Annotated in this window: 24 protein-coding genes and 1 pseudogene; 15 read left to right on the top strand and 10 right to left on the bottom strand. The window is 56.4% G+C overall.

The genetic code is table 11. From position 1 onward, the window contains the following. Positions 1-122 precede the first annotated feature (122 nt). The 7 genes and pseudogenes from C457_RS10645 to C457_RS10620 all read left to right on the top strand — a co-directional run bounded on the left by C457_RS10645 (position 123) and on the right by C457_RS10620 (position 5,666). Positions 123-1,070: an ArdC-like ssDNA-binding domain-containing protein gene (locus tag C457_RS10645; protein ID WP_008094468.1), complete on the top strand. Its 948-nt coding sequence runs from the start codon at positions 123-125 to the stop codon at positions 1,068-1,070. A gap of 143 nt (positions 1,071-1,213) precedes the next feature. Beyond that, positions 1,214-1,465 (top strand): AbrB/MazE/SpoVT family DNA-binding domain-containing protein, encoded by a 252-nt coding sequence (locus tag C457_RS20905; protein ID WP_008094466.1) that lies wholly within the window; start codon positions 1,214-1,216, stop codon positions 1,463-1,465. Next, positions 1,466-1,991, top strand: a pseudogene (locus C457_RS19565) (PIN domain-containing protein). Positions 1,992-2,216: 225 nt separating this feature from the next. After that, complete coding sequence (locus tag C457_RS10635) at positions 2,217-2,684, top strand: hypothetical protein (RefSeq protein WP_152419991.1); 468 nt, start codon at positions 2,217-2,219, stop codon at positions 2,682-2,684. 249 nt (positions 2,685-2,933) lie between these two features. After that, a complete protein-coding gene (locus C457_RS10630; protein ID WP_049913514.1) occupies positions 2,934-3,500 on the top strand; it encodes a TATA-box-binding protein in 567 nt (188 codons plus the stop codon). A 587-nt stretch (positions 3,501-4,087) separates the two neighbouring features. Further along, the gene (locus tag C457_RS10625) at positions 4,088-5,206 is read left to right on the top strand and encodes an MFS transporter (RefSeq protein ID WP_008094455.1); all 1,119 of its coding nucleotides are present in this window, start codon (positions 4,088-4,090) and stop codon (positions 5,204-5,206) included. A 70-nt stretch (positions 5,207-5,276) separates the two neighbouring features. Next, positions 5,277-5,666 carry a CopG family ribbon-helix-helix protein gene (locus C457_RS10620; RefSeq protein ID WP_008094453.1) on the top strand — a complete coding sequence of 130 codons (390 nt, stop codon included), beginning with the start codon at positions 5,277-5,279 and terminating at the stop codon, positions 5,664-5,666. A gap of 30 nt (positions 5,667-5,696) precedes the next feature. Here the strand turns inward: C457_RS10620 and C457_RS19560 are convergent, their stop codons facing one another. The 5 genes from C457_RS19560 to C457_RS10595 form a co-directional block, all read right to left on the bottom strand. Beyond that, the gene (locus C457_RS19560; RefSeq protein WP_008094451.1) at positions 5,697-6,443 is read right to left on the bottom strand and encodes a plastocyanin/azurin family copper-binding protein; all 747 of its coding nucleotides are present in this window, start codon (positions 6,441-6,443) and stop codon (positions 5,697-5,699) included. Between the two features lie 24 nt (positions 6,444-6,467). Further along, positions 6,468-6,776 carry a thioredoxin family protein gene (locus tag C457_RS10610; RefSeq protein WP_008094450.1) on the bottom strand — a complete coding sequence of 103 codons (309 nt, stop codon included), beginning with the start codon at positions 6,774-6,776 and terminating at the stop codon, positions 6,468-6,470. A gap of 129 nt (positions 6,777-6,905) precedes the next feature. Next, positions 6,906-7,202 (bottom strand): SHOCT domain-containing protein, encoded by a 297-nt coding sequence (locus tag C457_RS10605; RefSeq protein WP_049913522.1) that lies wholly within the window; start codon positions 7,200-7,202, stop codon positions 6,906-6,908. A 17-nt stretch (positions 7,203-7,219) separates the two neighbouring features. Beyond that, the gene (locus C457_RS10600) at positions 7,220-7,636 is read right to left on the bottom strand and encodes a DUF302 domain-containing protein (RefSeq protein WP_049913511.1); all 417 of its coding nucleotides are present in this window, start codon (positions 7,634-7,636) and stop codon (positions 7,220-7,222) included. A 220-nt stretch (positions 7,637-7,856) separates the two neighbouring features. Further along, positions 7,857-8,180, bottom strand: coding sequence for a hypothetical protein (locus C457_RS10595; RefSeq protein WP_049913510.1), 324 nt, complete (start codon positions 8,178-8,180; stop codon positions 7,857-7,859). Between the two features lie 323 nt (positions 8,181-8,503). On the opposite strand from C457_RS10595, the gene C457_RS10590 reads away from it, so the two are divergent. Both C457_RS10590 and C457_RS10585 read left to right on the top strand, forming a co-directional pair. Beyond that, on the top strand, positions 8,504-9,247 hold the full coding sequence (locus tag C457_RS10590) for a DUF4396 domain-containing protein (protein ID WP_008094445.1): 744 nt from the start codon (positions 8,504-8,506) through the stop codon (positions 9,245-9,247). 16 nt (positions 9,248-9,263) lie between these two features. After that, positions 9,264-10,244, top strand: a complete 981-nt coding sequence (locus tag C457_RS10585; protein ID WP_049913509.1) for a hypothetical protein — start codon at positions 9,264-9,266, stop codon at positions 10,242-10,244. A 299-nt stretch (positions 10,245-10,543) separates the two neighbouring features. Here the strand turns inward: C457_RS10585 and C457_RS19555 are convergent, their stop codons facing one another. Beyond that, entirely contained in the window at positions 10,544-11,137 is a 594-nt protein-coding gene (locus tag C457_RS19555) for a helix-turn-helix transcriptional regulator (protein WP_008094441.1), read from the bottom strand. A gap of 616 nt (positions 11,138-11,753) precedes the next feature. On the opposite strand from C457_RS19555, the gene C457_RS10580 reads away from it, so the two are divergent. After that, positions 11,754-12,242, top strand: a complete 489-nt coding sequence (locus C457_RS10580; protein ID WP_083864280.1) for a DUF411 domain-containing protein — start codon at positions 11,754-11,756, stop codon at positions 12,240-12,242. Between the two features lie 36 nt (positions 12,243-12,278). Here C457_RS10580 and C457_RS10575 read toward each other — a convergent pair whose 3' ends face one another. Beyond that, positions 12,279-13,682, bottom strand: coding sequence for a permease (locus tag C457_RS10575; RefSeq protein ID WP_008094437.1), 1,404 nt, complete (start codon positions 13,680-13,682; stop codon positions 12,279-12,281). A 321-nt stretch (positions 13,683-14,003) separates the two neighbouring features. On the opposite strand from C457_RS10575, the gene C457_RS20900 reads away from it, so the two are divergent. Next, entirely contained in the window at positions 14,004-14,303 is a 300-nt protein-coding gene (locus tag C457_RS20900; protein WP_008094436.1) for a hypothetical protein, read from the top strand. Between the two features lie 16 nt (positions 14,304-14,319). After that, positions 14,320-14,853 carry an SRPBCC family protein gene (locus tag C457_RS10565; RefSeq protein WP_008094430.1) on the top strand — a complete coding sequence of 178 codons (534 nt, stop codon included), beginning with the start codon at positions 14,320-14,322 and terminating at the stop codon, positions 14,851-14,853. Positions 14,854-14,886: 33 nt separating this feature from the next. Here C457_RS10565 and C457_RS10560 read toward each other — a convergent pair whose 3' ends face one another. Then, positions 14,887-15,381 (bottom strand): hypothetical protein, encoded by a 495-nt coding sequence (locus C457_RS10560; RefSeq protein ID WP_239640744.1) that lies wholly within the window; start codon positions 15,379-15,381, stop codon positions 14,887-14,889. A gap of 272 nt (positions 15,382-15,653) precedes the next feature. Between C457_RS10560 and C457_RS20030 the strand changes: the two genes are divergently transcribed. The 3 genes from C457_RS20030 (at position 15,654) to C457_RS10545 (ending at position 20,073) form a co-directional block, all read left to right on the top strand. Further along, the gene (locus tag C457_RS20030; protein WP_152419990.1) at positions 15,654-16,388 is read left to right on the top strand and encodes a S16 family serine protease; all 735 of its coding nucleotides are present in this window, start codon (positions 15,654-15,656) and stop codon (positions 16,386-16,388) included. Between the two features lie 606 nt (positions 16,389-16,994). Beyond that, complete coding sequence (locus C457_RS10550; RefSeq protein ID WP_008094423.1) at positions 16,995-18,944, top strand: copper-translocating P-type ATPase; 1,950 nt, start codon at positions 16,995-16,997, stop codon at positions 18,942-18,944. A 10-nt stretch (positions 18,945-18,954) separates the two neighbouring features. After that, on the top strand, positions 18,955-20,073 hold the full coding sequence (locus tag C457_RS10545; RefSeq protein WP_008094420.1) for a succinylglutamate desuccinylase/aspartoacylase family protein: 1,119 nt from the start codon (positions 18,955-18,957) through the stop codon (positions 20,071-20,073). 91 nt (positions 20,074-20,164) lie between these two features. Here the strand turns inward: C457_RS10545 and C457_RS10540 are convergent, their stop codons facing one another. Both C457_RS10540 and C457_RS10535 read right to left on the bottom strand, forming a co-directional pair. Then, on the bottom strand, positions 20,165-20,440 hold the full coding sequence (locus C457_RS10540; protein ID WP_008094419.1) for a DUF7521 family protein: 276 nt from the start codon (positions 20,438-20,440) through the stop codon (positions 20,165-20,167). Between the two features lie 4 nt (positions 20,441-20,444). Further along, positions 20,445-20,732: a DUF7521 family protein gene (locus C457_RS10535; protein ID WP_008094417.1), complete on the bottom strand. Its 288-nt coding sequence runs from the start codon at positions 20,730-20,732 to the stop codon at positions 20,445-20,447. Position 20,733: the final 1 nt, after the last annotated feature.

The raw sequence follows: 20,733 nt of genomic DNA, 5'->3' as shown, positions 1-20,733 counted from the left end.
CATCTTCTATGGTTATATGGGCGGGTCTGGCCATCACCGATTGGTTCCCTTTGCTCGGGAGAGTTTTTTGCCCCCAGAGGGGTGCGGGGCATTCCAAAACTGGAGTGTTCGCGAGAAAATCTATGGCGACGAGTGACTACGCAGCGGTGTCGTTCGACGACTCTGACACCCGACGTGACGAGATGCACAGCGCGATTACTGAGTGGGTTGACGACCTCGTAGAAGCCGTCGACGACGCTCAGACAAGCGAGGAGTTCCAAGCATGGTTAGACGTCCAGCGTCAGTTCCATGACTACTCGTATCGAAACACACTCTTAATCAAACAGCAGTGTCCCGAGGCCAGTCGTGTCGCCGGGTATCGGACGTGGCAGAACGAGTTCGATCGGCATGTCAAGGAAGGCGAAAGCGCGATTTGGATTTGGGCACCCATCATCGCTAAGCAATGCCCTGAGTGTGGGAACTCACCGAGCTACCACGCCAACACCAACTGCGATTACGACGAGACATCACACGAAGAGTGGTCGAAGGGCTTGGTTGGTTTCCGGCCAGCTCCAGTCTTCGATATCTCTCAGACGGAGGGTGAGGACCTCCCGAGTCTCGATACTAGTGCGGAGGGTAACGCAGACACGCTTCTTCCAGCCGTGTTGGACGCTGCTGAGGATGTCGGTGTTGAGGTTGAACTTGTACCTGATGAGGAATGGAACTACGGTGATGCGAAGGGCGTTTGTCGCGAATCACCAGACGGTGGCTTCCCAATTGTCGATGTCCTCCGTCGGGATAGTGACGCAGCAATGATGTCGACGGTAGTCCACGAGTACGCTCATGCACGTCTCCACGTCGGCGTTGACGACGACACCGAACGGTCGAAGCGTGAGGTCGAAGCAGAAGCGGTTGCATACGTTGTTGGGAGGCAGTTCGGTCTCGACATGTACGGTTCGGCGTTTTACCTTGCCACCTGGGAGCGTGATGAAGCAGACGTGATTCGTGAGCGTCTCGAACGGATTAGTCGAACGAGTCAAACACTCATTGAGCATATCGAGAAAAGAACTGTGATTAACCAACGTCATTGAGATATGCCGACGTTTGTTGGTTAAGAACGACGTTGGATCAGAGGTTTCCTGAAATAGCGTCGGCTGCCGTACTCAGGTCCGTCTTCAGTCACATAGTGTGGCGACACACTAGGCTTTTCAACAAGCGGTGCTAGTAGTCATTCATGAGCAGTGAACCGGTAGACGCTGAAAGTAAGGTGTCTGGAAACCAAGCGAATATCCCAGCTCGAATTCGTCGAGAACTGGGGATTGACGATGGAGATCAACTCCGCTGGCATCTCGAAGAAGACGGAAGTATCCGAGTCCGCGTCGTCCAACAACGGAGTGGAACGTTTGCGGATTTCGATGGGTATGGTGGCGAAGAAGAAACAGACGCCACCACGGACCATGACGCGTGGGGCGTTGAGTCAGAATAAATGCCACGAGCGCTAATCGACACGAGCGTCTTGTTTGCTGCTGCGTACCGTCGAGACGGGATGCACACTGAGGCACGACCCATTCTCCAGGGCATCGATGATGCGTCGCTTCCAGAGGCAGTCGTTCTTGATTACGTCCTAGCGGAGACACTCAATGGACTGACGACACACGCCGGACACGATGCGGCGGTAGACTTCTTAGATCGACTTGAAGAGAACGCACGATTCCACATGGAGTCTGTGAACTCCGATGCATTTGCGACCGCAAAGGCACTCTTCAGACGCCACCGTCAACTCTCGTTCGTCGACGCCTGCATCGTTGCGTATATGCAGACCAGAGGCTTGGGANGCGACCGCAAAGGCACTCTTCAGACGCCACCGTCAACTCTCGTTCGTCGACGCCTGCATCGTTGCGTATATGCAGACCAGAGGCTTGGGATATCTCTATGCGTTTGACGACGATTTCGATGCTATAGACGATGTCTACCGACTCGATACTGCCACAGATCCGTACTCTCCGAACTAACCACTTCGGGACTCTGTTGAAGACTCCAGTTGCTGATAGCTTGCTGCAGCTGTGCTGTGCTGCAGTTGTGCTGAATACAGCGCGCGAGTCGGGTATCGAACACTGGCATGCTGGGGACGGCTCGTTCGGTTGATCCAGGGAGCCGGGTCTGTCATCTTGGATGATAATCTTAGGTTCTTCTCAACTACGAGAAAATACTTATAATGACGGATATTTGGCAAACACATGCGGCGTCGTCACCTCCTCGTTTCCCTCGCGGTCACCGCTAGCGGAGGATGCCTCTCACTTGGTGGGTCATCCTCCACGTCTTCCACTTCAAAACTCGGTGAGGTTTCCATCGTAAACCACGATTACGAACCCCACAGGGTGGAGGTTTCCGTTGAGCGAGACGGGAATCAGGTGTACAGGGGCGAGCCCGAAGCGACGGCTGGAGATGACGTGAGTCCCGGTGGGGTTGTTCTTCCGTGTGAATGGGGGACTGAAGTCGGAGAGTACGTCGTGCAGGCCCGTATCGACACCCGAACGGACTGGAAATCTATCGCTCTCACAGACTACGATGCGGACATGATCAGCCTCATGCTTTCCATCGGGGACGTCAACACTGATCGCGGTGACGACCCTGGTCTCTCGTTTTGGACGACCAGTAATGCGAACGAGAGTTGTGAATCACCCACTGAGACCAGCAAATCCTGAAACGATGAATTAGCTTCCCGACGCGAACCATCGCCTACCCAGAAAAATTCTCAGGGAGACGTAGATACAGATTAGCTGCTGAATACCCTCTGTCTGTGTCACACACTTTCTGTCAGAGGCTGAGGGTTTCAATAATTCCTATTCGGGTAATGGGAACCATATGCTCGCCTATTTCCCCATTTGGTCGTCCTCGGAGAAATTCTTGATTCGCACAATCGCTTAAGTAGCAGTATTTAAAATACACATTTAATGTCCCCCGAAGCACGCCTTGAGTCTCTCGAGATTCAAAACGTGGTCGCATCAAGTGCAGTCGGCCAAGAATTAGATTTAGAGTCGCTCTCGATGGACGTCGACGGAGCGGAGTTCAACCCGGATAACTTCCCTGGACTCGTGTATCGGACTCAAAACCCCAGAGCAGCTAATCTGATCTTCCGGTCTGGAAAAATCGTGTGCACTGGTGCGAGTAGCGTCGACGAGGTCAACCGCGCATTAGACCAGGTATTCGAAGAGCTCGGAAGTCTTGGAATCCCGATCGATGACCGCGAAGAGGCGACGGTCCAGAACATCGTCTCGAGTGCGGACCTCGGAACGAATCTCAACCTGAACGCGCTTGCGATCGGTCTAGGATTGGAAAATGTCGAGTATGAACCCGAGCAATTCCCCGGCCTCGTCTATCGGATTGACGAGCCGAAAGTAGTGGTCTTGCTGTTCGGATCGGGCAAGATAGTCATCACGGGTGCGAAGAAGGTGGATTATGCACGAGAGACGATTCAGGTCGTCAGCGACGAGATTGAATCGCTTGGATTACTCGGCTGACCGCCGGATAGTTTTCTCCGGAAACGGTGGTTGCTCAGATTCGAATAGCAGCGGTTATTCTGAGATGTGCTGTGGTGGTTCTGAACGAGATGTCTACAGACGAGCAGGCTGAGTGCCTCAGAGTTTGGTCTCGNATAGCAGCGGTTATTCTGAGATGTGCTGTGGTGGTTCTGAACGAGATGTCTACAGACGAGCAGGCTGAGTGCCTCAGAGTTTGGTCTCGTGGGACTCATATTTCGACGGAATCCCCAACGACGTCACGGCTTACCGACGGATTGACCACAAAGGGCGGACGGACCGAAACCAAACCGATCGCCAGTCAGCTTGGCCCGCTTCCGGTCACACGGAGCTTCGGAGGTAAGAAACGTCACTCTAAGAGACCGAACAGTATCATCCAAATCGCTAATCGTTCGGCACAGTCGTATTACGAAATCCCAGGTTAATCATAACACAACAATCATTTCCCCGGAGAATCCATCGCCAACATGGTCGTTCCCCTCTGGGATTCCTCTGATTTTCCTCCGCCGAGTGTTTTGAAATATTATCTTTACAAATCGACCAAAGCCGTCGAGTTTTACCGCCCGATAATGTACCTCTTCTTTCTCGCACAGGGACTCAACTTCACGCAAATCGCCATTCTCGAAGCGATATACAATCTGACTACACTGTTTGGCGAGATTCCAACGGGCTATATCGGTGACCGTGTCGGTCGTCGTAACAGCCTCCTTACTGGAACTGCACTCATCTCGCTCACACTACTCGGAATCGGGCTATCCAGTTCGTTCTTGGCCCTCGCGGCTCTGTACGTTTGTTGGTCGATGGGCTACAACTTCCGCTCGGGAAGTGAAGACGCGTGGCTGTACGATACCCTCACCGACGACCTCTCCGAAGACGAGTTCGCACACGTCCGTGGCCGTGGAGAATCCGTCGCACTTGCCGTCGGTGCAGGGGCAGCAATCATCGGTGGCTACCTCGGAAGTGTCGACCTGTCGTATCCGTGGTTCGTCGCGGCCGCAGTCACGGCAATCGGTGTGTTCGTTCTCCTGACGATAGATGAACCCGAGACGTACGAACGAACCGACACCACCAAATTGAGCTTTCGTCGCACACTCTCTATCGTCCGGCGGACGGTTGCACAACGAAACATCCGGTCGTTCGTGCTGTATTACTACGTTCTCTATGCAGCGGTGACGTACCTCGTGTTCGTGTTTCTCCAACCGATCTTCGAGACAGTCGTCCTCGACTTCGGTGTCTCCCAGCCGCAGGTGAAATCACTGCTCGGATGGTTCTACGCGGCGTACAGTCTCTTCGGCGCTGGGCTGAGCTACTATACTGGTGCGATTCGAGCGCGTCTCGGGCTTCGGACGTGGTTCCTTTGGTTGCCTTTCGTCGTTGGTGGCGCATTGATAGGGATGTATTTCGTTCCAGTACTCGCGCTTCCAACGTTCCTGCTGGTCCGCGGGCTTTCGGACGTGACGCGGTCGTTCGCTGGGCAGTATATCAACGACCGTATCGAGACGATGGGGCGTGCGACCGTCCTCAGCGCGATGGCGATGGTCAGCGGACTCGCGGTCGTCCCGTTCCAACTCGGGAGTGGCATCATCTCCGACGCCGTCTCACCATTGTTCGCACTCGCTGTGGCCGGTGTCGTGCTCGTTGTCGGCGCAATCGGACTCTTATTCTGGGAAACGCCAATCGAGCGATGACGGGCGATATTGTCGACTCTGGGAAACGTCATACTCGAAACTCTTGTACGAGCAACCCAAACAGAATCTGATGCGAACGAGCTTCAATATTCCCGATGCGATCCTCGAAGAGTTCGACCAGGTCTGGCAAGACGAAGGACTGGACAATCGGTCACGAGCAGTGCGTGAAGCGATGCAGGAGTATATCGAGTCCCATTCACGACTCGAAGACCTCAACGAGGACGTCATCGCACTCGTCGCCTTCGACTACCGTCACCACGAGGTGATCGGGGAACTCCACAGTGTCCAGCACGACTATCAAGACGTGATTCTCAACACGAGCCATACACACCAAGGAGATTGGTGTCTTGAGTCCCTGTTCTGTCAGGGAACCGGCGAGCGGGTCCGGGAACTGACCTACCGACTTCGTAACTTCGACGGGGTAAACCGAGTTAAAATCATGGTCATTCGGGATCGCTGAAAACGTTATACCCGCGGAAAATTCGGTTGTTCACTCTTCCCGGTCGTTTGCTAGCCGTTGTTGACGACGCTGGAACTCATCTTCGTCGATATCTCCTTGTGCGTATCTGCTTCGAAGAACATCCATGGCTGAATCATCTGATTCTCGAGCAGTTCCTGTCCGGTTGAGTGCCCAATAGAGTGCTCCACCAACAACCCCCAGAACACCAAGTGCACCTCCAGCGAGTGGGAGATTGACAAACCACCCACTACGACGACCGCTCATCATTCCTGGACCCATTCCAGATCCCATCATTCCACCTCTCGAATACCCACCTGAATCTGAATTTGACTCATATGGGACGCTTCCCTGTTGGACAATCACCTCACTATCGGGGACGGTTCCGTCTGGAATCGGTGTTTCTTCGGCTGGCCCAGCCGGTTGACCGACGACGATTCTGCCAACCATGCCAAGCGATTTGTGTGGGATACAGTAGTAATCGTACGTCCCCGTCGTCTCGAATGTGTATTCGTAACTCCCCTCTGAGATGACACCGCTGTCGAATGGACTTCCCCCAGACGGAATGCGTCCGTCGTAGGTCGTCGTTGAGTGGGCGCCGGCCGCAATTTCGAACCGGACAGTCGTCCCGGGGTCGATGTACAACCCAATCGGGTCGAAGTAGTTGTTTTCCATCTTCACGACGGGCGTCTGCTGTGCTGCTGCTGTCTGTGAGAGTCCTGCAGTTGCGATGCCACCAGTGCCGAGCAGTCCCAGGAACTGCCTTCTCGTAGTTTTCATGATGTGTTTGATGACTGCAATGGGTTACCCGCGAACGAACTCAACGAGTCGCTGAGTGAGGCTCGACTGCTCGTTCTTTACCGTTCGAATTGTACCTTCGAGTTCGTCCCGCTCGACGATACCAATGAACTCAGCTACTTGCTCACCGTCTGAATAGATGAGCGTTGTCGGTGTTTTTTGGACACCGTATTCTTCAGCTATATCGAGGTCTCGCTGGATATCGACTTCCCGAAATTCGACGTCAGGGAACTCGTCTTCGATGCCCTCGGTCTTTTCTTTCTGTGTGGCACACGCGCTGCACGTCTTTTGGGTAAAGAGGAGCACTTTGGTCATCTGTGTGTATACGGTATTGTTAGTTATCCGAATTTCTATTCGATATCCAATGCTTGGAAGGGTCCCATCTTTCGATTCAAAAGAGGGGTTGGTATCGTTCGTATTTCGTGTCGTACTCGGCGTGTTCTCTCAGGGGTGCTCTGATTCGAGCGTCCGTTTCCGCTCCTCAAATTCCTCGTCTGAGAGTTCTCCACGAGCGTACCGTTTGCGGAGCGTTTCTAGTGCCTCGTCAGATGACGCCGACTCGTTACGGTCGCTTACCGCATAGTACACGAGTAGACCGAGGCCGATGAGGAGGAGGGGCCATAGGAACATCCCTCCGCCGAACATTCCGAAGCCTCCGCCCATCATTCCGCCTCCCATCGTCAGTAGCGGTATCGCGACGAGTGCTGCGATGACGAGGAGGACGATGGTCGTCGTACTCATGCGACTTTCCGCGGCCATTAGTCTCCACCACCTGTGGCGAATTGCTCCTCAACGGCGTTGACGACATCCTCAAAGCGACTTTTGACTTCAGTCCCGATGTGGTTCAGGTTCGGATTTTCAGTGATACCAACGAGTTGTTCGGGGTCGATAGCGCTTACGACGACGTCCCCGTCTTTGGTCTCGTAGACAACGACGTTACAGGGGAGTAGAGCACCCAGGTCTGGTTCTTCTGTGATTCCTTCGTGTGCGAGCGGAGGGTTACAGGCACCGAGTATCCGGTACTTCTCGGTTTCAACGTCAAGTTTCTTTTCGAATGTCGCCTGCACGTCGATGTCGGCAAGGATACCGAAGCCTTCGCTCTGTAATTCGGCTGTGACTGCGTCGAGGACGTCGTCGAACGGTGCTTCAATCGTTGTGGTGATAGTGTACGTCATGGGTTTGTCTAGAGGGGTATCTACGACCATCATCTGGTACTCTACTCGACTACCAGTGTTGGTCTTAGTTTTGGGACTGATCTACAATATACTCTACTACTGCGACGGATAAATCTGGGGATGTCGCATTGCTGGTTGAGCAATTCAGCGGTGAGTTTATCACCGTGCGTGGGCTGGAACAGCCCCAACTATTCATGCGCCGTCGTGAGTCGAGTGGTGCTTAGCAATGACCTGCGCCACCCATCCTCCCGTATCCACGCATCGGGCCGTATCCGCCCATTCGTCCGTCGTCGGCCATGTCCTCACCCATCTCCTCAATGGTCACGCCCATGTGCGACTCCATCCATTCAGAGGCGCCTGGACCCATGTGGTCGTTCATCTGCGATTCCATCCACGCGGTCCATTCGGTCGCAGTGCCGTTGTATGGTGGTGCGTCCGTAGCGACTGTATCGTTTCCGTGTGCGCTAACTGCGGGTGCGGCGAATGCAAGTCCGACGATTGCGAGTGCCACGAGCAGCACGCGTCCGATTTTGAAGGTAGTCATTGTTGTTCTCCTCAGTTACTCGTAGGATGACCCGGGAGTTATCAGGATGGGTATGAACTGGAACAGGAGACCGTTCGAGACCGTCTATAGGGCGCGCTAACCGTTTCTTTTCCACAGTATCGTTCATCGCCTGCGAATTCGGGACGCTCGGTACTCTCCCCCAGTCGAAGGCCGATGGTCTGTGTGGCCCCGCCGAGGTTTGGAATATCAGCCACAATCCCATTAACGGTGCAGCCCCAAACTTGTAGTGTCGAAATTCGTCTCCGTGTATCGACGAGTAGTGCAGAAACCGATGCCACCGTTGTCACACCACGTCGTCACGAATGCCACTCCAACCATTCCTCAAACAGATCGAACACACGCTCGCGCCGGTTCGCCACGTGATGAAGCCGCTCCTGTCCGACCCCGTCGTAATGGGCGTCTGGGCGTTCCTCGTCGTCTTGTCCACGGGAACTCTCCTGTGGGACATCCGCACGCGAAATCAGGAACTCCCATCGATGATGAAAGGCGTCTGGGCACTGGTCGTGCTGTACTCCGGACCCTTCGGCCTCGCAGTTTACTGGTACTCCGGACGGACCCAGATCAGCAACGACTCGCTCTGGCGGCGAGGGTTCCGGTCGACAGCCCACTGTTACTCGGGCTGTGGTGCGGGCGAAGTCACCGGGTTTGCACTCCTCGCTGGTATCCTCGCACTGCAGAGTACACTCGCTGTCACCGCGGGGACGTTCGCACTCGCGTACACCTTTGGGTACGCACTCACTGTCGGTCCGCTCATGCAGGAGGGCGTCGGCTTCCGTGAAGCGATGCTTGACGCGCTCTACAGTGAAACGCCCAGTATCACCATCATGGAGGTTACGGCCATCGGTACCGACCTACTGATCGCCAGTCAAGCTCACATCACCGACCTGCTGTTCTGGGGGGCACTGGCGTTCTCACTGTCGGTTGGCTTTGTCTTTGCCTTCCCCGTGAACGCGACGCTCGTCTACTTCGGCGTCAAAGAAGGGATGAAGAACCCGGCTGAAATGGGTGAGAGGCAACAGAAATCACGGGGGCAAGCCACTGATTAAGGTCCACTCAGATATCATGGCAGGAAACACTCTCCAGAACTCAGTGAGCTCACGGGTACGCCGGTGGCTACTAGTCGATGGGAATCGACTCACTGTAACCGGCGTGCTCCTCTCCGTGGTTCTCGTCACACTGACCACAGTCGCATCTCTTGGATTGGTACCTCGAGCACCGGCGAGTTCGTTGTACTTCCTCTTCAGTGCGATTCTCGGTGGGAATCTCACACTCATCACCGTGGTCATCTCGATTAACCAACTCGTCCTCTCCAGAGAACTCGGTGCGCCGGGTGACCTTCATCAGCAGATTCGTGACGCGATGGCCTACCGCCGTGAGGTAGAGAGCAGTTCTGGAGAGTTCCCGAGTCCCGTCTCACCAGCGGAGTTCCTTCAGTTTCTCCACGAAGCGATTCACGCCGATGCAGCAGAACTACAAAAATCCGTCTCTGAGTCTAACAACGAACGGCTACTCACTCGGGTCGACACCCTCGTCAGTGACCTCTCGGACGACGTCGAGGACGTGACTCGGTCACTCGACACGACGAGAGGAGAGATGTTCACCGCTATCGAAGCGACACTCGGGACGAATCACGCAGAGCAACTGTACGAACTCGACGCAATCAATGCGGAATGTGACGGCCTCTCCGAGAGGCACCACGAGATACTAGGCCGACTCGAAGACCAACTCCTCCACATCGATACTGCCCGGAAGTATTTCCGCACCGTCTACATGGAGAAGGAACTCTCATATCTCTCTCGTGTGATACTCTACGTCGGAGTTCCAACAGAGGTACTTACCGCACTCGTACTCACAATCTACGGGTCGATAGGAACAATCTCGCAACCACCCGTGTGGGTACTCCCACTGACAATCGTCGCAGTGACTGTCGGGTTCGCTCCACTCGCAGTCCTGTTTTCTTTCGTGCTCCGACTCTCGTGGGTTGCACAGCAAAACACGTCGGTCGCCCCATTCTCTACTGGAGACGAGACACCACCGTTCTGAACTAACTCGATCACCGCCGAACTCGTCTATATGGGAGTGAGACCCTGCTGAGTTGACTACTCACCGTCAACGTGCATCAGGGAGTGAGTCGCGCAGCGAGTGAACCGAACAGACGCTTTCGTTCGACTGCTGTAGAGTCTGGAGTTGGTTGTGCCTCTTCGCCGGGGGGTTCGTCGGCATCGACATCGTCTCGTCTCGATGCTTCGTATTCGGCGATCAGATGTGGGACGTGTCGATTGCACATATCTCGAAAGACGAGGGCGAGTCACATAGAATCTTGCCAATTGGTAACATATAAGTCACGATGGGCGTTGAAGGATGTCGTCACTTGGGTATACTCGATACGTCCGACCCTGTCGCTCACGGTACAGCAACCCTCGCTTCTCTAGTTCGCTCACTGTCTGGCTCACCTTGCTCTTCGAGAAATCAGAACGGTCTCGTAGTTCGATCTGCGTGATTCCCGGTGACGTGAGGACTGGTTCGAGAATCCGTCGTTCGTCTTCCGGTAAGACGTCGAGGACCGATTCTCGACGGGCAGATGGATTGTCTCCCTCCGTCTCTGGTTGAGGTTCAGTGTTTGAGGAACTCGTCCCCTCTACGTTCTCCGGTACCGGGCTCTCTCCCGTTTGTTGGCTTTCACTGGAGGGTTCAGCCAGCGAGCGACGGAGGCTGAGATATATCCCCCCGAGTGCGCCCGTAACGACGAGTGTTCCGACCACGTACCACACGGGACTCGTCCCGTGGACACTCCCCATCGATGTCCCCATCATCGAACCCATCATCTGGTCGAACGATTGCTGTTGCTGGTACGCTTGCCAGCTAAGTAGCCCTCCCACTGCCAAGAGAGAAACGAGGGAGAATCCGACGACAGTGTCTGTTTGCCGTTGATTCATGTCCGTCCCCTCCGTCGACGTGAGTGTGTTCTCATGAGTTTCTATCCGACTTCCACCTTCGTACGTATTTTGGTCCGTACTGTGTGGTGAATCTCAGGCCGGCCCTCTCTCATCTGTAGGATATTGAGGTTACAGAAGGACGTTGCAGACATTCGGGTAGATAGCCCACAACTGAAGTTGTTGGGGTAGTCAGGTGAGCGGCACTCCATTTAAATTTGCCCCACGTGGATAGCCAATAATCGACATGAGTGAGGCGTCTCGTCCGCGATTTGCACTACGGAGTTCGCTCGTTATATTGTATCAGGCTTTGACCTTACAGGCGTATGGGTGTAATATGATTCTATCTCAAGAGTTTGAGCCCGTCAGTTCACCCTATCCGAATGCGAAATATCCCATTAGTTGGAACAGATGTGCTTCTTCGGCAGCCTTCGGACCGCTAACCAACGGATACTGTTGTTCTGGTTCAAAAGTCGAAAGCATATAAATGGACACCGTCGAAGCCGATGGTTGCTACTTGGTGTTACCCTGTTTCTTCCCTAGAACCGACATCATGCGGCTGTCTCGAAACGTGAGAACAACGAGTCGTTGATATATTTCTCGGTGGCCAGTATTCAGTATGGCCTCACACTGGTCCCGACGACGGTTCCTCAGCATACTCGGGGGCACTGCAATTGTTAGTGCAGCTGGATGTCTGGAGTCACAGAGAGAACAGCCACCGTCCGATGGCGTGCTCGGAGTGACGACGGCAACACAATTCAGTTCACCGGGGTGTAGTTGCTGTGGAGAGTATGCGACGTACCTACGGGAGTATCTCGATGTCGAACTCGATAAACGTTCCCCGAGCGATGTCAACAGTATCAAACAACAGTATGGCGTTCCCGACGAACTTCTCAGCTGTCACACGCTGGTTCTCGACGACTTCGTCGTCGAAGGGCACGTCCCCGTCGAGGCTATCGCAACAGCACTCGACCAGCAGTCGGTTTCGGGTATCGCGTTACCTGGTATGCCGGCTGGTTCGCCGGGGATGCCCGGTGAGCAGACGGAACCGTTCACCATCTACGAATTTTCGAGTGGGACAGTTGGAGACGTGTTCACCGAACTGTAATCGGATTCATTCGACCCACTTCGTGTGTGGCGGTGTTCAGTGGTGGTCGTGACTCTGTGCTCGCCCTCCCTCTTCGACAGTTGGTTGAACGTGCGAAAACTCGGATGGTTGGTTTTCGAACGCTCGTTTGCACCGCTTCGAGCAGAAGTAGTAGGTCTCACCATCGTGAGTGAGACTTGGACCGCTATCCTCGGTCCGCATTCCACAAACTGGGTCACGAAACTGTCCGGGCGCCCAGAGACCACGCCGATAGACGTAGAGGAGGAACCCGGAGAGTGCGAACGCGATTACGTTGAGGTAGAAGGTGTAGTTAAACTCGAAGTACGTCTGTTCTGAGGCGGTTTGGCCGCCTGCCAAGTTCGGGACGATGCCGAGGGCGTTGAACAGTTCCTCCATGAGGAAGCCAGTGAACGCCATCGTCACGAAGAAGACGCCGAGAATGTACAGCATCACCTTCCAGCCGTAGTACTTCCGGTAGACGTTCAGGACGGGGATGGTGATGAGGTCGGCGTAGACGAACGCGATGACGCCAGCGAAGCTGATGCCACCTCCCCAGAGCGCGACGGCAAACGGGACGTTCCCCATGCTGCCAACGAAGCTGATAACCGCGATTGCGACACCCATGATAGCGTTCTCGGCGCTGACGAGCAGCCCGTCGCCCTGGAGGAAGAGCGCGTTCCACACCCACTGGGGGACGAACACGATGACGAATCCCGAGATAAGAAAGCCCGCGACGACGTCCTTCCATATCATCGACCACTCCTTCCGGTACTGGTTGCCGACCTTATACCAGCCGCCCCACGACAGAAGTTCGTCGCGCCATCCGCCGCTACTGGCGGTTTCCTGCTGGTAGGTCTCCATACACCCTTCCGAACAGAACTTCAACGTCTCACCTCCGTCGGTCGTCAGCGAGAACTCGTCCCTGCCTTCCATTCCGCAGGTTGGGTCCTCGGTGACGCCGTGTTCCTGATCGTGTTGGTTCAGTTCCTGACGAACCTCACCGAAGAGATTCTCCGGAAGGGTCAGATGGACAAGGAGTGCCATGACGGCGATGAGGATGACGCCACCGAGGAGTTCGGCGACCAGAAACTCCCACCCGAGGAGGATGAGGATCATCAGGCCGAGTTCGACGATGAGGTTCGTCGAGGCGAACATGAACGCGAAGAAGTTCACCGTGTGCGCTCCCTTCTTGAACAGCCCCTTCCCAATGGCGACCGCGCCGAAGCTACAACCACTACTTGCCGCGCCGAATACTGTTGCTTTCGTAAGGCCACTCAGATTCCCCTCTCCGAGTACGTTGGCCATACGCTCTTTCGAGACGTAAACCTGAACGAGACTCGTGATGACGAGCCCCATGATGATCGCCCACGCTGCCGTCCAGAGGAAGCCGACGCCGATCCGCAACGACTCGAGAATTCCGTCGATGAGGGCGGCTTGCATATCTAGACTATCGCAGCCATCTGTTTTGTTATTTGTTCTTAAGAAACCGGGGCAGTGGGCGGAGTAAATCTTGCATTCAAAGGTGACTCATGCTATCTGATGTGGTCCACCGTTCGAGGACTGCGTTCGCGTTCATCAGTTTTTGCGTGTCACTGATTCCAGTCGGTGGTTGCTCCTTGGTCTTCCGATGGACCGGCCACACAAATGTGGGGGTTGTACCGCTGTTTCCCACACGATATTCTTGCTCTGTGTTACCAAGGACTCGTTCCTTTTCGAATTGTAAGAGAAAACCCATTGAAGGACTAAAGCGTATCTCTAGTCATGAGCACTACTACCACAAACCAAGACGCGTACGAAATGGACTCCACGACCAACGTGATGCAGTTCGATTCGTTGGCACTGGCGGCCGCAGCAGCAGTCGTCTCTACCATCGCGATGCTCCTGCTCGGTGTGTTCGGAGCCATCGGCGTCTACGAGGGGGCAGTCGAAGCGATGGAGCAGTGGCACCTGTTCTTCGAACCGACCATCGTCGGGACTGTGGCGGGCATGGTCGAAGCAGCGGTGATCAGCTTCGTCTTGATGTACGCATTCGCATGGCTGTACAACGCCTTCGCACGCTGAATCGAGGAGTCAAGCCATGTACGTCACCGACAACGCCGAAATCGTCATCGACGCATCGCCCGAGGAGATCTGGGAATACGTGACCGACCCCGTCCACTGGACGGCGTCGAATCCCGAGGAACACTACGGACTTGAGTACGACACACCCAATAATCGCCCACAGGAGGGTACGACATTTCACCAGGCGGAAGAAGTCGCTGGGATGTACGCCGACCTGCACGGCCGGTTCCAGTATATCGATTATCCACACGTGGCGGTCTGGACTGGGACAGCGTACTATCCGGTTCTTCGTGGACTTGTTACAGTTCGAATCCCCGAGGGCGGTACAATACGGCTCGAAGAGACCGAGGATGGAACCCGGATGTCACACGCCGTCTGGATGGACTTCCCGAACAACCGTCGGGGTCGGCTGCTAAAACGGCTCTTCACCACCGTTCTCGACGGAAAGGCCAAGCTCTACGACCACACCAACAAGGAACTCGTCTTCTTCAAGCAACGCATTGAGTCGACAGCCCACGAGTCGCCAAAACCGACGGACGAGAGTCCGTAGCAAAACCAATACTACCCTCTGTCCGAGTGGCACTCAAATGAGCAGATTGTACCCGACATGGGCGAGCGAAAGAGCAAGGTACCCAAGCACGAGCGTCGCCAGCGTTCGTCGCGAAAGCGTCGGAAGCCCGATGTCGTCAGTTCCGTGAATTCGCTCACCGAGCGCGTACGCGAATCGCCCGGCGAGTAACGCGAACGGCAGGTGGACGAACACTAGTGGGAGCACGAGGGAGTCGAACCGGACAGTCGCCTCCAGACGCGACAGATATTCGAGCTTGAGTACGAGTTCGAGAAGCGCGACAGTCAGACCGGAGGCCACAGTCGCGAGTAGCCCCTCGGTTTTCGAGAGGAGCTGGCCTTGCCAGTAGCTCCATCCATAGAAGATGAGTATCAGCGGGATGAACCGGACGAGTGCCTCCTCAACGAGCCCTATCAGAAGCGTCCACGTGGCGACGGTCGTTACCTGGAGCAGGGCGAGTTCGAACTGGTAGGCGTACCACACACCGATACCGGTCACGACGCTACTCACGACAACGAGCTCGCCCAGTGACCGATACCGTGGTGGCATGACTGACGACGGACGTATCATACGTGCGAGAGCGGCCAAAATAGGNCTCACGACAACGAGCTCGCCCAGTGACCGATACCGTGGTGGCATGACTGACGACGGACGTATCATACGTGCGAGAGCGGCCAAAATAGGTGTACCCGTTCGAAGCCGGTTCTGCGAAGAGTCTATATTATCGAGACCCGTGTTACATTATAGCACGGAACTCAACCGTAACCACTCAACATATTGCTATGTCACCCGAAGAATCCGCTCCCGCTTCTCGACCGGCTGATACTGAGGGCGACGTAATCGGCCAGATTGAAGAGACGGTTCTGTCACGCCGGGCGTTTCTTGTCGGCCTCGGTCTGGGGAACGTAGGGGGTGCTGGGGCTGTATTCGGTCTCACTCGGGGAGAAGCGGGATTTCAGTCGCTGGCGACGCTCGCTGGCGGGGCCACGCTTCCCGCAACAACACGGTACTCTCTCCCAGCAGTCGACGGCTCCGATAGCGGCCTCGTGATTCCAGTGACATTCGAGTTCACCGACGGGAAAGGTGAGTTGTTTGTGAATTTGGATGGGATTGAAGTCCGTCACGATCTCCAGCTCGCACTTCGCGAAGCAATCGCAACAGCCGCACGTCTCACCGACAGTTCATTCGGCGAAACGGCGACGCACGTCACGTTCGATCCCCCCACGTCCGGCGTGCTCGCGCTTCGCGGGAAGAGTTGGGAAGCAGGACTCACGGTCGCCCTCGTCGCCAGCCTTCGTCGGCAGTCGCTCACACAGGAGACGCTCATCACGGGAGTCGTCGACGACGAGGGTGCGTTGCTTCCCGTTGGGGAGATTGAGACGAAAGCCCGTGCGGCACGAGCTGTCGGTGCACAAGCGCTGATCATTCCGGCGGGCGAACCGACGGAGGTGACTGTTCAGGGACTCCGAACCATCAGGGTACGCTCGATATCAGAGGCACTCGACCGGATTCCGTGACCGAAATGTTCCGCGATTGACTACGTCAGGGGCGTGCGTCGCCCAGCTCTTGCGATTGCTGCACGGTTATGATTCGAAGACTGGGCCGCTGTATCGCATAGTATGGTCGAAATTGATATTCGTGTCCGAGACGTCATCTTCGGTTCCGACTCTCCTGACGGCACCGCGCAGTATCAGGGACTGGACAATATAATGAGGGACGGCACCAAAACACACGCCATGAGCAACCATCCAGACCACGAGAACTCCGGAAACCCCTCCGCGGAGTCTCAACCCTTGAATCAATCCGAAGGATCCGTCTACTGTTGTCGAATTTGTCGGTTAGAAGCAGATGCGGAACTGCGAGCAATAGCCCACGCGTCATCCGAGCAGCATTCCCATTCTCCGGAGCACGAAGCACACACTGCGGCGGATGAGGCCACCACGGAATCCGAGCACACAGACGAACACGCCCATCACGAGCACGAGACCGAGGACGGGCACCGCCAAGCCGAATCCGAACACACTCACCACGGAAAAGCAGCGCACGACCACGGTACGCACGGCCACGAAGGGGGACCACACGAGGAGCACGGCGCACACACGGACCACACGGGCCACGAGGGGATGTTCCGTCGGCGGTTCTGGGTGTCGCTCGTTCTCTCGGTCCCCGTCATCTACTTCAGTGAGTTCATCCAGAGCGTCTTCGGCTACACCGCGCCTGTGTTCCCCGGGAGCGTATGGATTACCCCTGTCTTCTCGGTGATTATCTTCGCGTACGGTGGCGTGCCGTTCCTCTCGATGGCACGGACAGAGCTCCAAAACCGCGAACCGGGGATGATGATGCTCATTTCGCTGGCAATCACCGTCGCGTTCGTCTACTCGGTTGCGAGTCTGTTCCTCGAGGGGACGACGCCGTTTTTCTGGGAACTCGTCACGCTGATCGACATCATGCTGCTGGGCCACTGGATGGAGATGCGGTCGGTCCGGCAGGCCTCCGGTGCCCTCGACGAACTGGCGAAGCTCATGCCCGACACCGCCGAGCGCGTCACCGAGAGCGGTGACACGGAGGAAGTGCCCGTCTCCGAACTCGACGAAGGCGACGTCGTTCTCGTCCGCCCGGGTGCGAGTGTACCTGCAGACGGCGAGGTCGTCGAGGGGGAATCCTCGGTCGACGAATCTATGATCACCGGCGAGTCCCGACCCGTGGACAAGGAACCCGAGTCGGAAGTCGTCGCGGGCACGGTCAACCAGGACGGGAGCCTCCGAGTTCGTGTTACAAAAACCGGGGAAGAGACGGCGCTAGCGGGAATCATGCGCCTCGTCGAGGAGGCCCAGTCCTCGAAGTCTCGCACGCAGTTGCTCGCTGACCGCGCTGCAGGCTGGCTGTTCTACATCGCGCTCGCCGTCGCAGGCATCACGGCCGTCGCGTGGGTCGTCGCGGTGGGGTTCAACATCGGTGTGCTCGAACGCGTCGTGACGGTTCTCGTCATCGCCTGCCCGCACGCACTTGGCCTGGCAGTCCCGCTCGTGGTCGCCATCAACACCTCCACGGCTGCCCAGAATGGGATGCTCATCCGCGACCGCATCGCCATGGAGGAGGCCCGAAACCTCGACACGGTGATGTTCGACAAGACCGGGACGCTCACGAAGGGCGAACAGGGCGTCGTCGGCGTCGAGACGGCAGGCGACTGGGACGAACAGCGGGCGTTCGAGGTCGCTGCGGGCGTCGAAGGTGATTCCGAACACATGATCGCTCGAGCCATCCGGAACGCCGCCGCCGAACGTGATGTCCAGCGAGCCAGCGTCTCGGACTTCGAGAACCTCCGTGGCCTCGGCGTCAGAGCCACTGTAGACAACGTGACCGTTCATCTGGGAGGGCCCAACCTGATCGAGAAACTCGGTATCGACAGATCCGACGAAATCATCTCGTTCGCCGAGGCAGCCGGTTCGAATGCCCAGACCGTCATCTACCTCATTCAGAACGAATCCGAAGTCGTCGCGGCGTTCGCCCTCGCGGACGTCATCCGGGAGGAGAGCCGGCGGGCCATCGAGGCGCTGCACGGGATGGGCATCGAGGTGGCGATGCTGACCGGCGACAGCGAAGACGTCGCGAAGGCCGTCTCCGAGGAACTCGGCATCGACCAGTACTTCGCAGAGGTACTCCCGGAGGAGAAGGACACGAAGGTCGAACAGCTCCAGTCCGAGGGGAGACTGGTGGCGATGGTCGGCGACGGCGTCAACGACACGCCAGCGCTCACCAGAGCTGACGTGGGAATCGCCATCGGCTCTGGGACCGACGTGGCCATCGAGTCGGGCGACATCATCCTCGTCGACAACAACCCCCTGGATGTCGTCCGTCTCATCAAGCTCTCGAAGGCGAGCTATCGGAAGATGCAGGAGAACCTCGTCTGGGCGACCGGCTACAACGTGTTCGCACTGCCCCTCGCTGCGGGAATCCTCGCACCCATCGGGATTCTGCTGTCGCCGGCCATCGGTGCCGTGTTCATGTCCCTATCGACGATCATCGTCGCGATCAACGCCCGCCGACTCCGGGGAGTCGATCTCTCAGCATGAGGACGTGCCGATGACGACACAGCAAATTTCCGTTGGTGGACGGACAATCAATGCGGGAAAGAAGCGAACCTTCCGCTTCGCCTGTAGCGAGACGTATCACGGCGACGCGCTCGAAATTCCGGTCACGGTCATCAACGGCACGTCGTCAGGGCCGTGCGTCTTCCTGACCGCGGCCGTCCACGGTGACGAACTCAACGGCGTCAAAATCATTCAGGAGGTTGCAGCTCACTACGAGCCAGAGGACCTCCGTGGGGCACTCGTCTGCCTCCACGTGTTGAACGTACCGGGCTTTCTTGCCCAGCAGCGCTACGTCCCCATCTACGACGAGGACCTCAATCGGTCGTTCCCCGGTGACCCCCGGAGTACGATGGCCAAACGGCTCGCGAACACGATTTACGAAGAGTTCATCACGAAGTGCGATTTCGGCCTCGACTTCCACACGTCGACGCGGAACCGCACAACGATGTACCACGTCCGCGCCGATATGCGCGACCCCGACGTCGAACGACTCGCCAGAGCGTTCGGCACGAGTGTCATCCTCGACGGTGAGGGGTCACACGGGACGCTCCGAAGGGTAGCCTGTCGGAACGGTATTCCGACGGTCACGGTCGAGATGGGTCGAGCCCATCGATTCCAGACGGCGCACCTCGACCGGGCGCTCCACTGTGTCGCGAGCGTCCTCGCCGAACACGAGGTGCTTCCCGACCAACCGGTTTCCTGGCCCGGATGGACACGGGTGGTCGCCCGTGGTGGCGAAAAAAGGTGGCTACGCGCAGAAACCGCTGGGCTCGTCGAAATGAACTGGGGGCCACATCCTCTCGTCGAGGAAGGCGAACCGCTGTTCACTATCTCTGACCACTTCAAGGAGGACGTCGAAGTGGTTCGTGCGCCGTCGACCGGTCTCGTCGTCGGCGTCCTGGAGAGTGCAGTCGCGTATCTCGGCCACCCACTCTGTCACTTCGTGAGTATCGACGAGTCGACCGCAGAGATAATTCGAGACGACATCGAGCGAGGTGTGTTCGACATCTACCGCGAGGGCGGGTTCCAGTGGCCTGAGCCCCGGTGGTACGCGAAACACGAGCACGATGCGAACGCAGAACACACCGGTGACGTATTTGGCTACGATTGAGTGGAGACGGTCTACTGGGCGATCTCATCCGATTTTCGCTCGAAGCCAACGGGGGAGTGGGTTGCTGACTGAACCGCGAATTCGACCGGGGCTACCGGCGAAGAGAGATAAGTAGAACCACGAATCCGAGGCCGATACCGATTGACTCGATGAGGTGAACGATGACGATATCGAACCCACCAAATTCGAAGAGTACCCCTTCGATAAACACGCCAATGGTGATGATACCGAATCCGATTGTAGAATTTCGAAGATAGTACGTACGGGAGTTTTTGTACGCTTGATAGCTGTAGAACGTGATCATGACGCCCAGTGAGAGCACAATCAACCGAACACCGACCAACACTGCGGTTACCGTATCGACCATCAGATTACCCCTGGTTCCCCCTATAATCACTCCCGTACAATGCGTAGAGCACACTCAACATTCCGAGTGCGACGATTATCGTCGCCACCGTCCCCGCGTCGAAGAGCGAGAGTCCGATAACGTCGAATAGAATTCCCTCGATGACTGCACCGAAGCTGATGAAGACGAAGCCAACTGCGACGTAGAACATCGGTTGACTACCGTTCCGTCGGTATCCTCGATAGGCCTGATAGGCAATCATGAATCCGAGAAGCATCGTGATGAGCTTCGCAATGACGAGTTCGACGTGCATA

This window comes from Haloferax prahovense DSM 18310 (assembly GCF_000336815.1).
GTDB lineage: Archaea > Halobacteriota > Halobacteria > Halobacteriales > Haloferacaceae > Haloferax > Haloferax prahovense.
This window is presented reverse-complemented; position numbering and strand designations above follow the sequence as displayed.

Excerpts from the sequence above, each read along its gene's own strand:
- C457_RS10645 (WP_008094468.1), top strand. The coding sequence starts at position 123 with ATGGCGACGAGTGACTACGCAGCGGTGTCGTTCGACGACTCTGACACC.
- C457_RS20905 (WP_008094466.1), top strand. The coding sequence starts at position 1,214 with ATGAGCAGTGAACCGGTAGACGCTGAAAGTAAGGTGTCTGGAAACCAA.
- C457_RS10635 (WP_152419991.1), top strand. The coding sequence starts at position 2,217 with ATGCGGCGTCGTCACCTCCTCGTTTCCCTCGCGGTCACCGCTAGCGGA.
- C457_RS10630 (WP_049913514.1), top strand. The coding sequence starts at position 2,934 with ATGTCCCCCGAAGCACGCCTTGAGTCTCTCGAGATTCAAAACGTGGTC.
- C457_RS10625 (WP_008094455.1), top strand. The coding sequence starts at position 4,088 with ATGTACCTCTTCTTTCTCGCACAGGGACTCAACTTCACGCAAATCGCC.
- C457_RS10620 (WP_008094453.1), top strand. The coding sequence starts at position 5,277 with ATGCGAACGAGCTTCAATATTCCCGATGCGATCCTCGAAGAGTTCGAC.
- C457_RS19560 (WP_008094451.1), bottom strand. The coding sequence starts at position 6,443 with ATGAAAACTACGAGAAGGCAGTTCCTGGGACTGCTCGGCACTGGTGGC.
- C457_RS10610 (WP_008094450.1), bottom strand. The coding sequence starts at position 6,776 with ATGACCAAAGTGCTCCTCTTTACCCAAAAGACGTGCAGCGCGTGTGCC.
- C457_RS10605 (WP_049913522.1), bottom strand. The coding sequence starts at position 7,202 with ATGAGTACGACGACCATCGTCCTCCTCGTCATCGCAGCACTCGTCGCG.
- C457_RS10600 (WP_049913511.1), bottom strand. The coding sequence starts at position 7,636 with ATGACGTACACTATCACCACAACGATTGAAGCACCGTTCGACGACGTC.
- C457_RS10595 (WP_049913510.1), bottom strand. The coding sequence starts at position 8,180 with ATGACTACCTTCAAAATCGGACGCGTGCTGCTCGTGGCACTCGCAATC.
- C457_RS10590 (WP_008094445.1), top strand. The coding sequence starts at position 8,504 with ATGCCACTCCAACCATTCCTCAAACAGATCGAACACACGCTCGCGCCG.
- C457_RS10585 (WP_049913509.1), top strand. The coding sequence starts at position 9,264 with ATGGCAGGAAACACTCTCCAGAACTCAGTGAGCTCACGGGTACGCCGG.
- C457_RS19555 (WP_008094441.1), bottom strand. The coding sequence starts at position 11,137 with ATGAATCAACGGCAAACAGACACTGTCGTCGGATTCTCCCTCGTTTCT.
- C457_RS10580 (WP_083864280.1), top strand. The coding sequence starts at position 11,754 with ATGGCCTCACACTGGTCCCGACGACGGTTCCTCAGCATACTCGGGGGC.
- C457_RS10575 (WP_008094437.1), bottom strand. The coding sequence starts at position 13,682 with ATGCAAGCCGCCCTCATCGACGGAATTCTCGAGTCGTTGCGGATCGGC.
- C457_RS20900 (WP_008094436.1), top strand. The coding sequence starts at position 14,004 with ATGAGCACTACTACCACAAACCAAGACGCGTACGAAATGGACTCCACG.
- C457_RS10565 (WP_008094430.1), top strand. The coding sequence starts at position 14,320 with ATGTACGTCACCGACAACGCCGAAATCGTCATCGACGCATCGCCCGAG.
- C457_RS20030 (WP_152419990.1), top strand. The coding sequence starts at position 15,654 with ATGTCACCCGAAGAATCCGCTCCCGCTTCTCGACCGGCTGATACTGAG.
- C457_RS10550 (WP_008094423.1), top strand. The coding sequence starts at position 16,995 with ATGTTCCGTCGGCGGTTCTGGGTGTCGCTCGTTCTCTCGGTCCCCGTC.
- C457_RS10545 (WP_008094420.1), top strand. The coding sequence starts at position 18,955 with ATGACGACACAGCAAATTTCCGTTGGTGGACGGACAATCAATGCGGGA.
- C457_RS10540 (WP_008094419.1), bottom strand. The coding sequence starts at position 20,440 with ATGGTCGATACGGTAACCGCAGTGTTGGTCGGTGTTCGGTTGATTGTG.
- C457_RS10535 (WP_008094417.1), bottom strand. The coding sequence starts at position 20,732 with ATGCACGTCGAACTCGTCATTGCGAAGCTCATCACGATGCTTCTCGGA.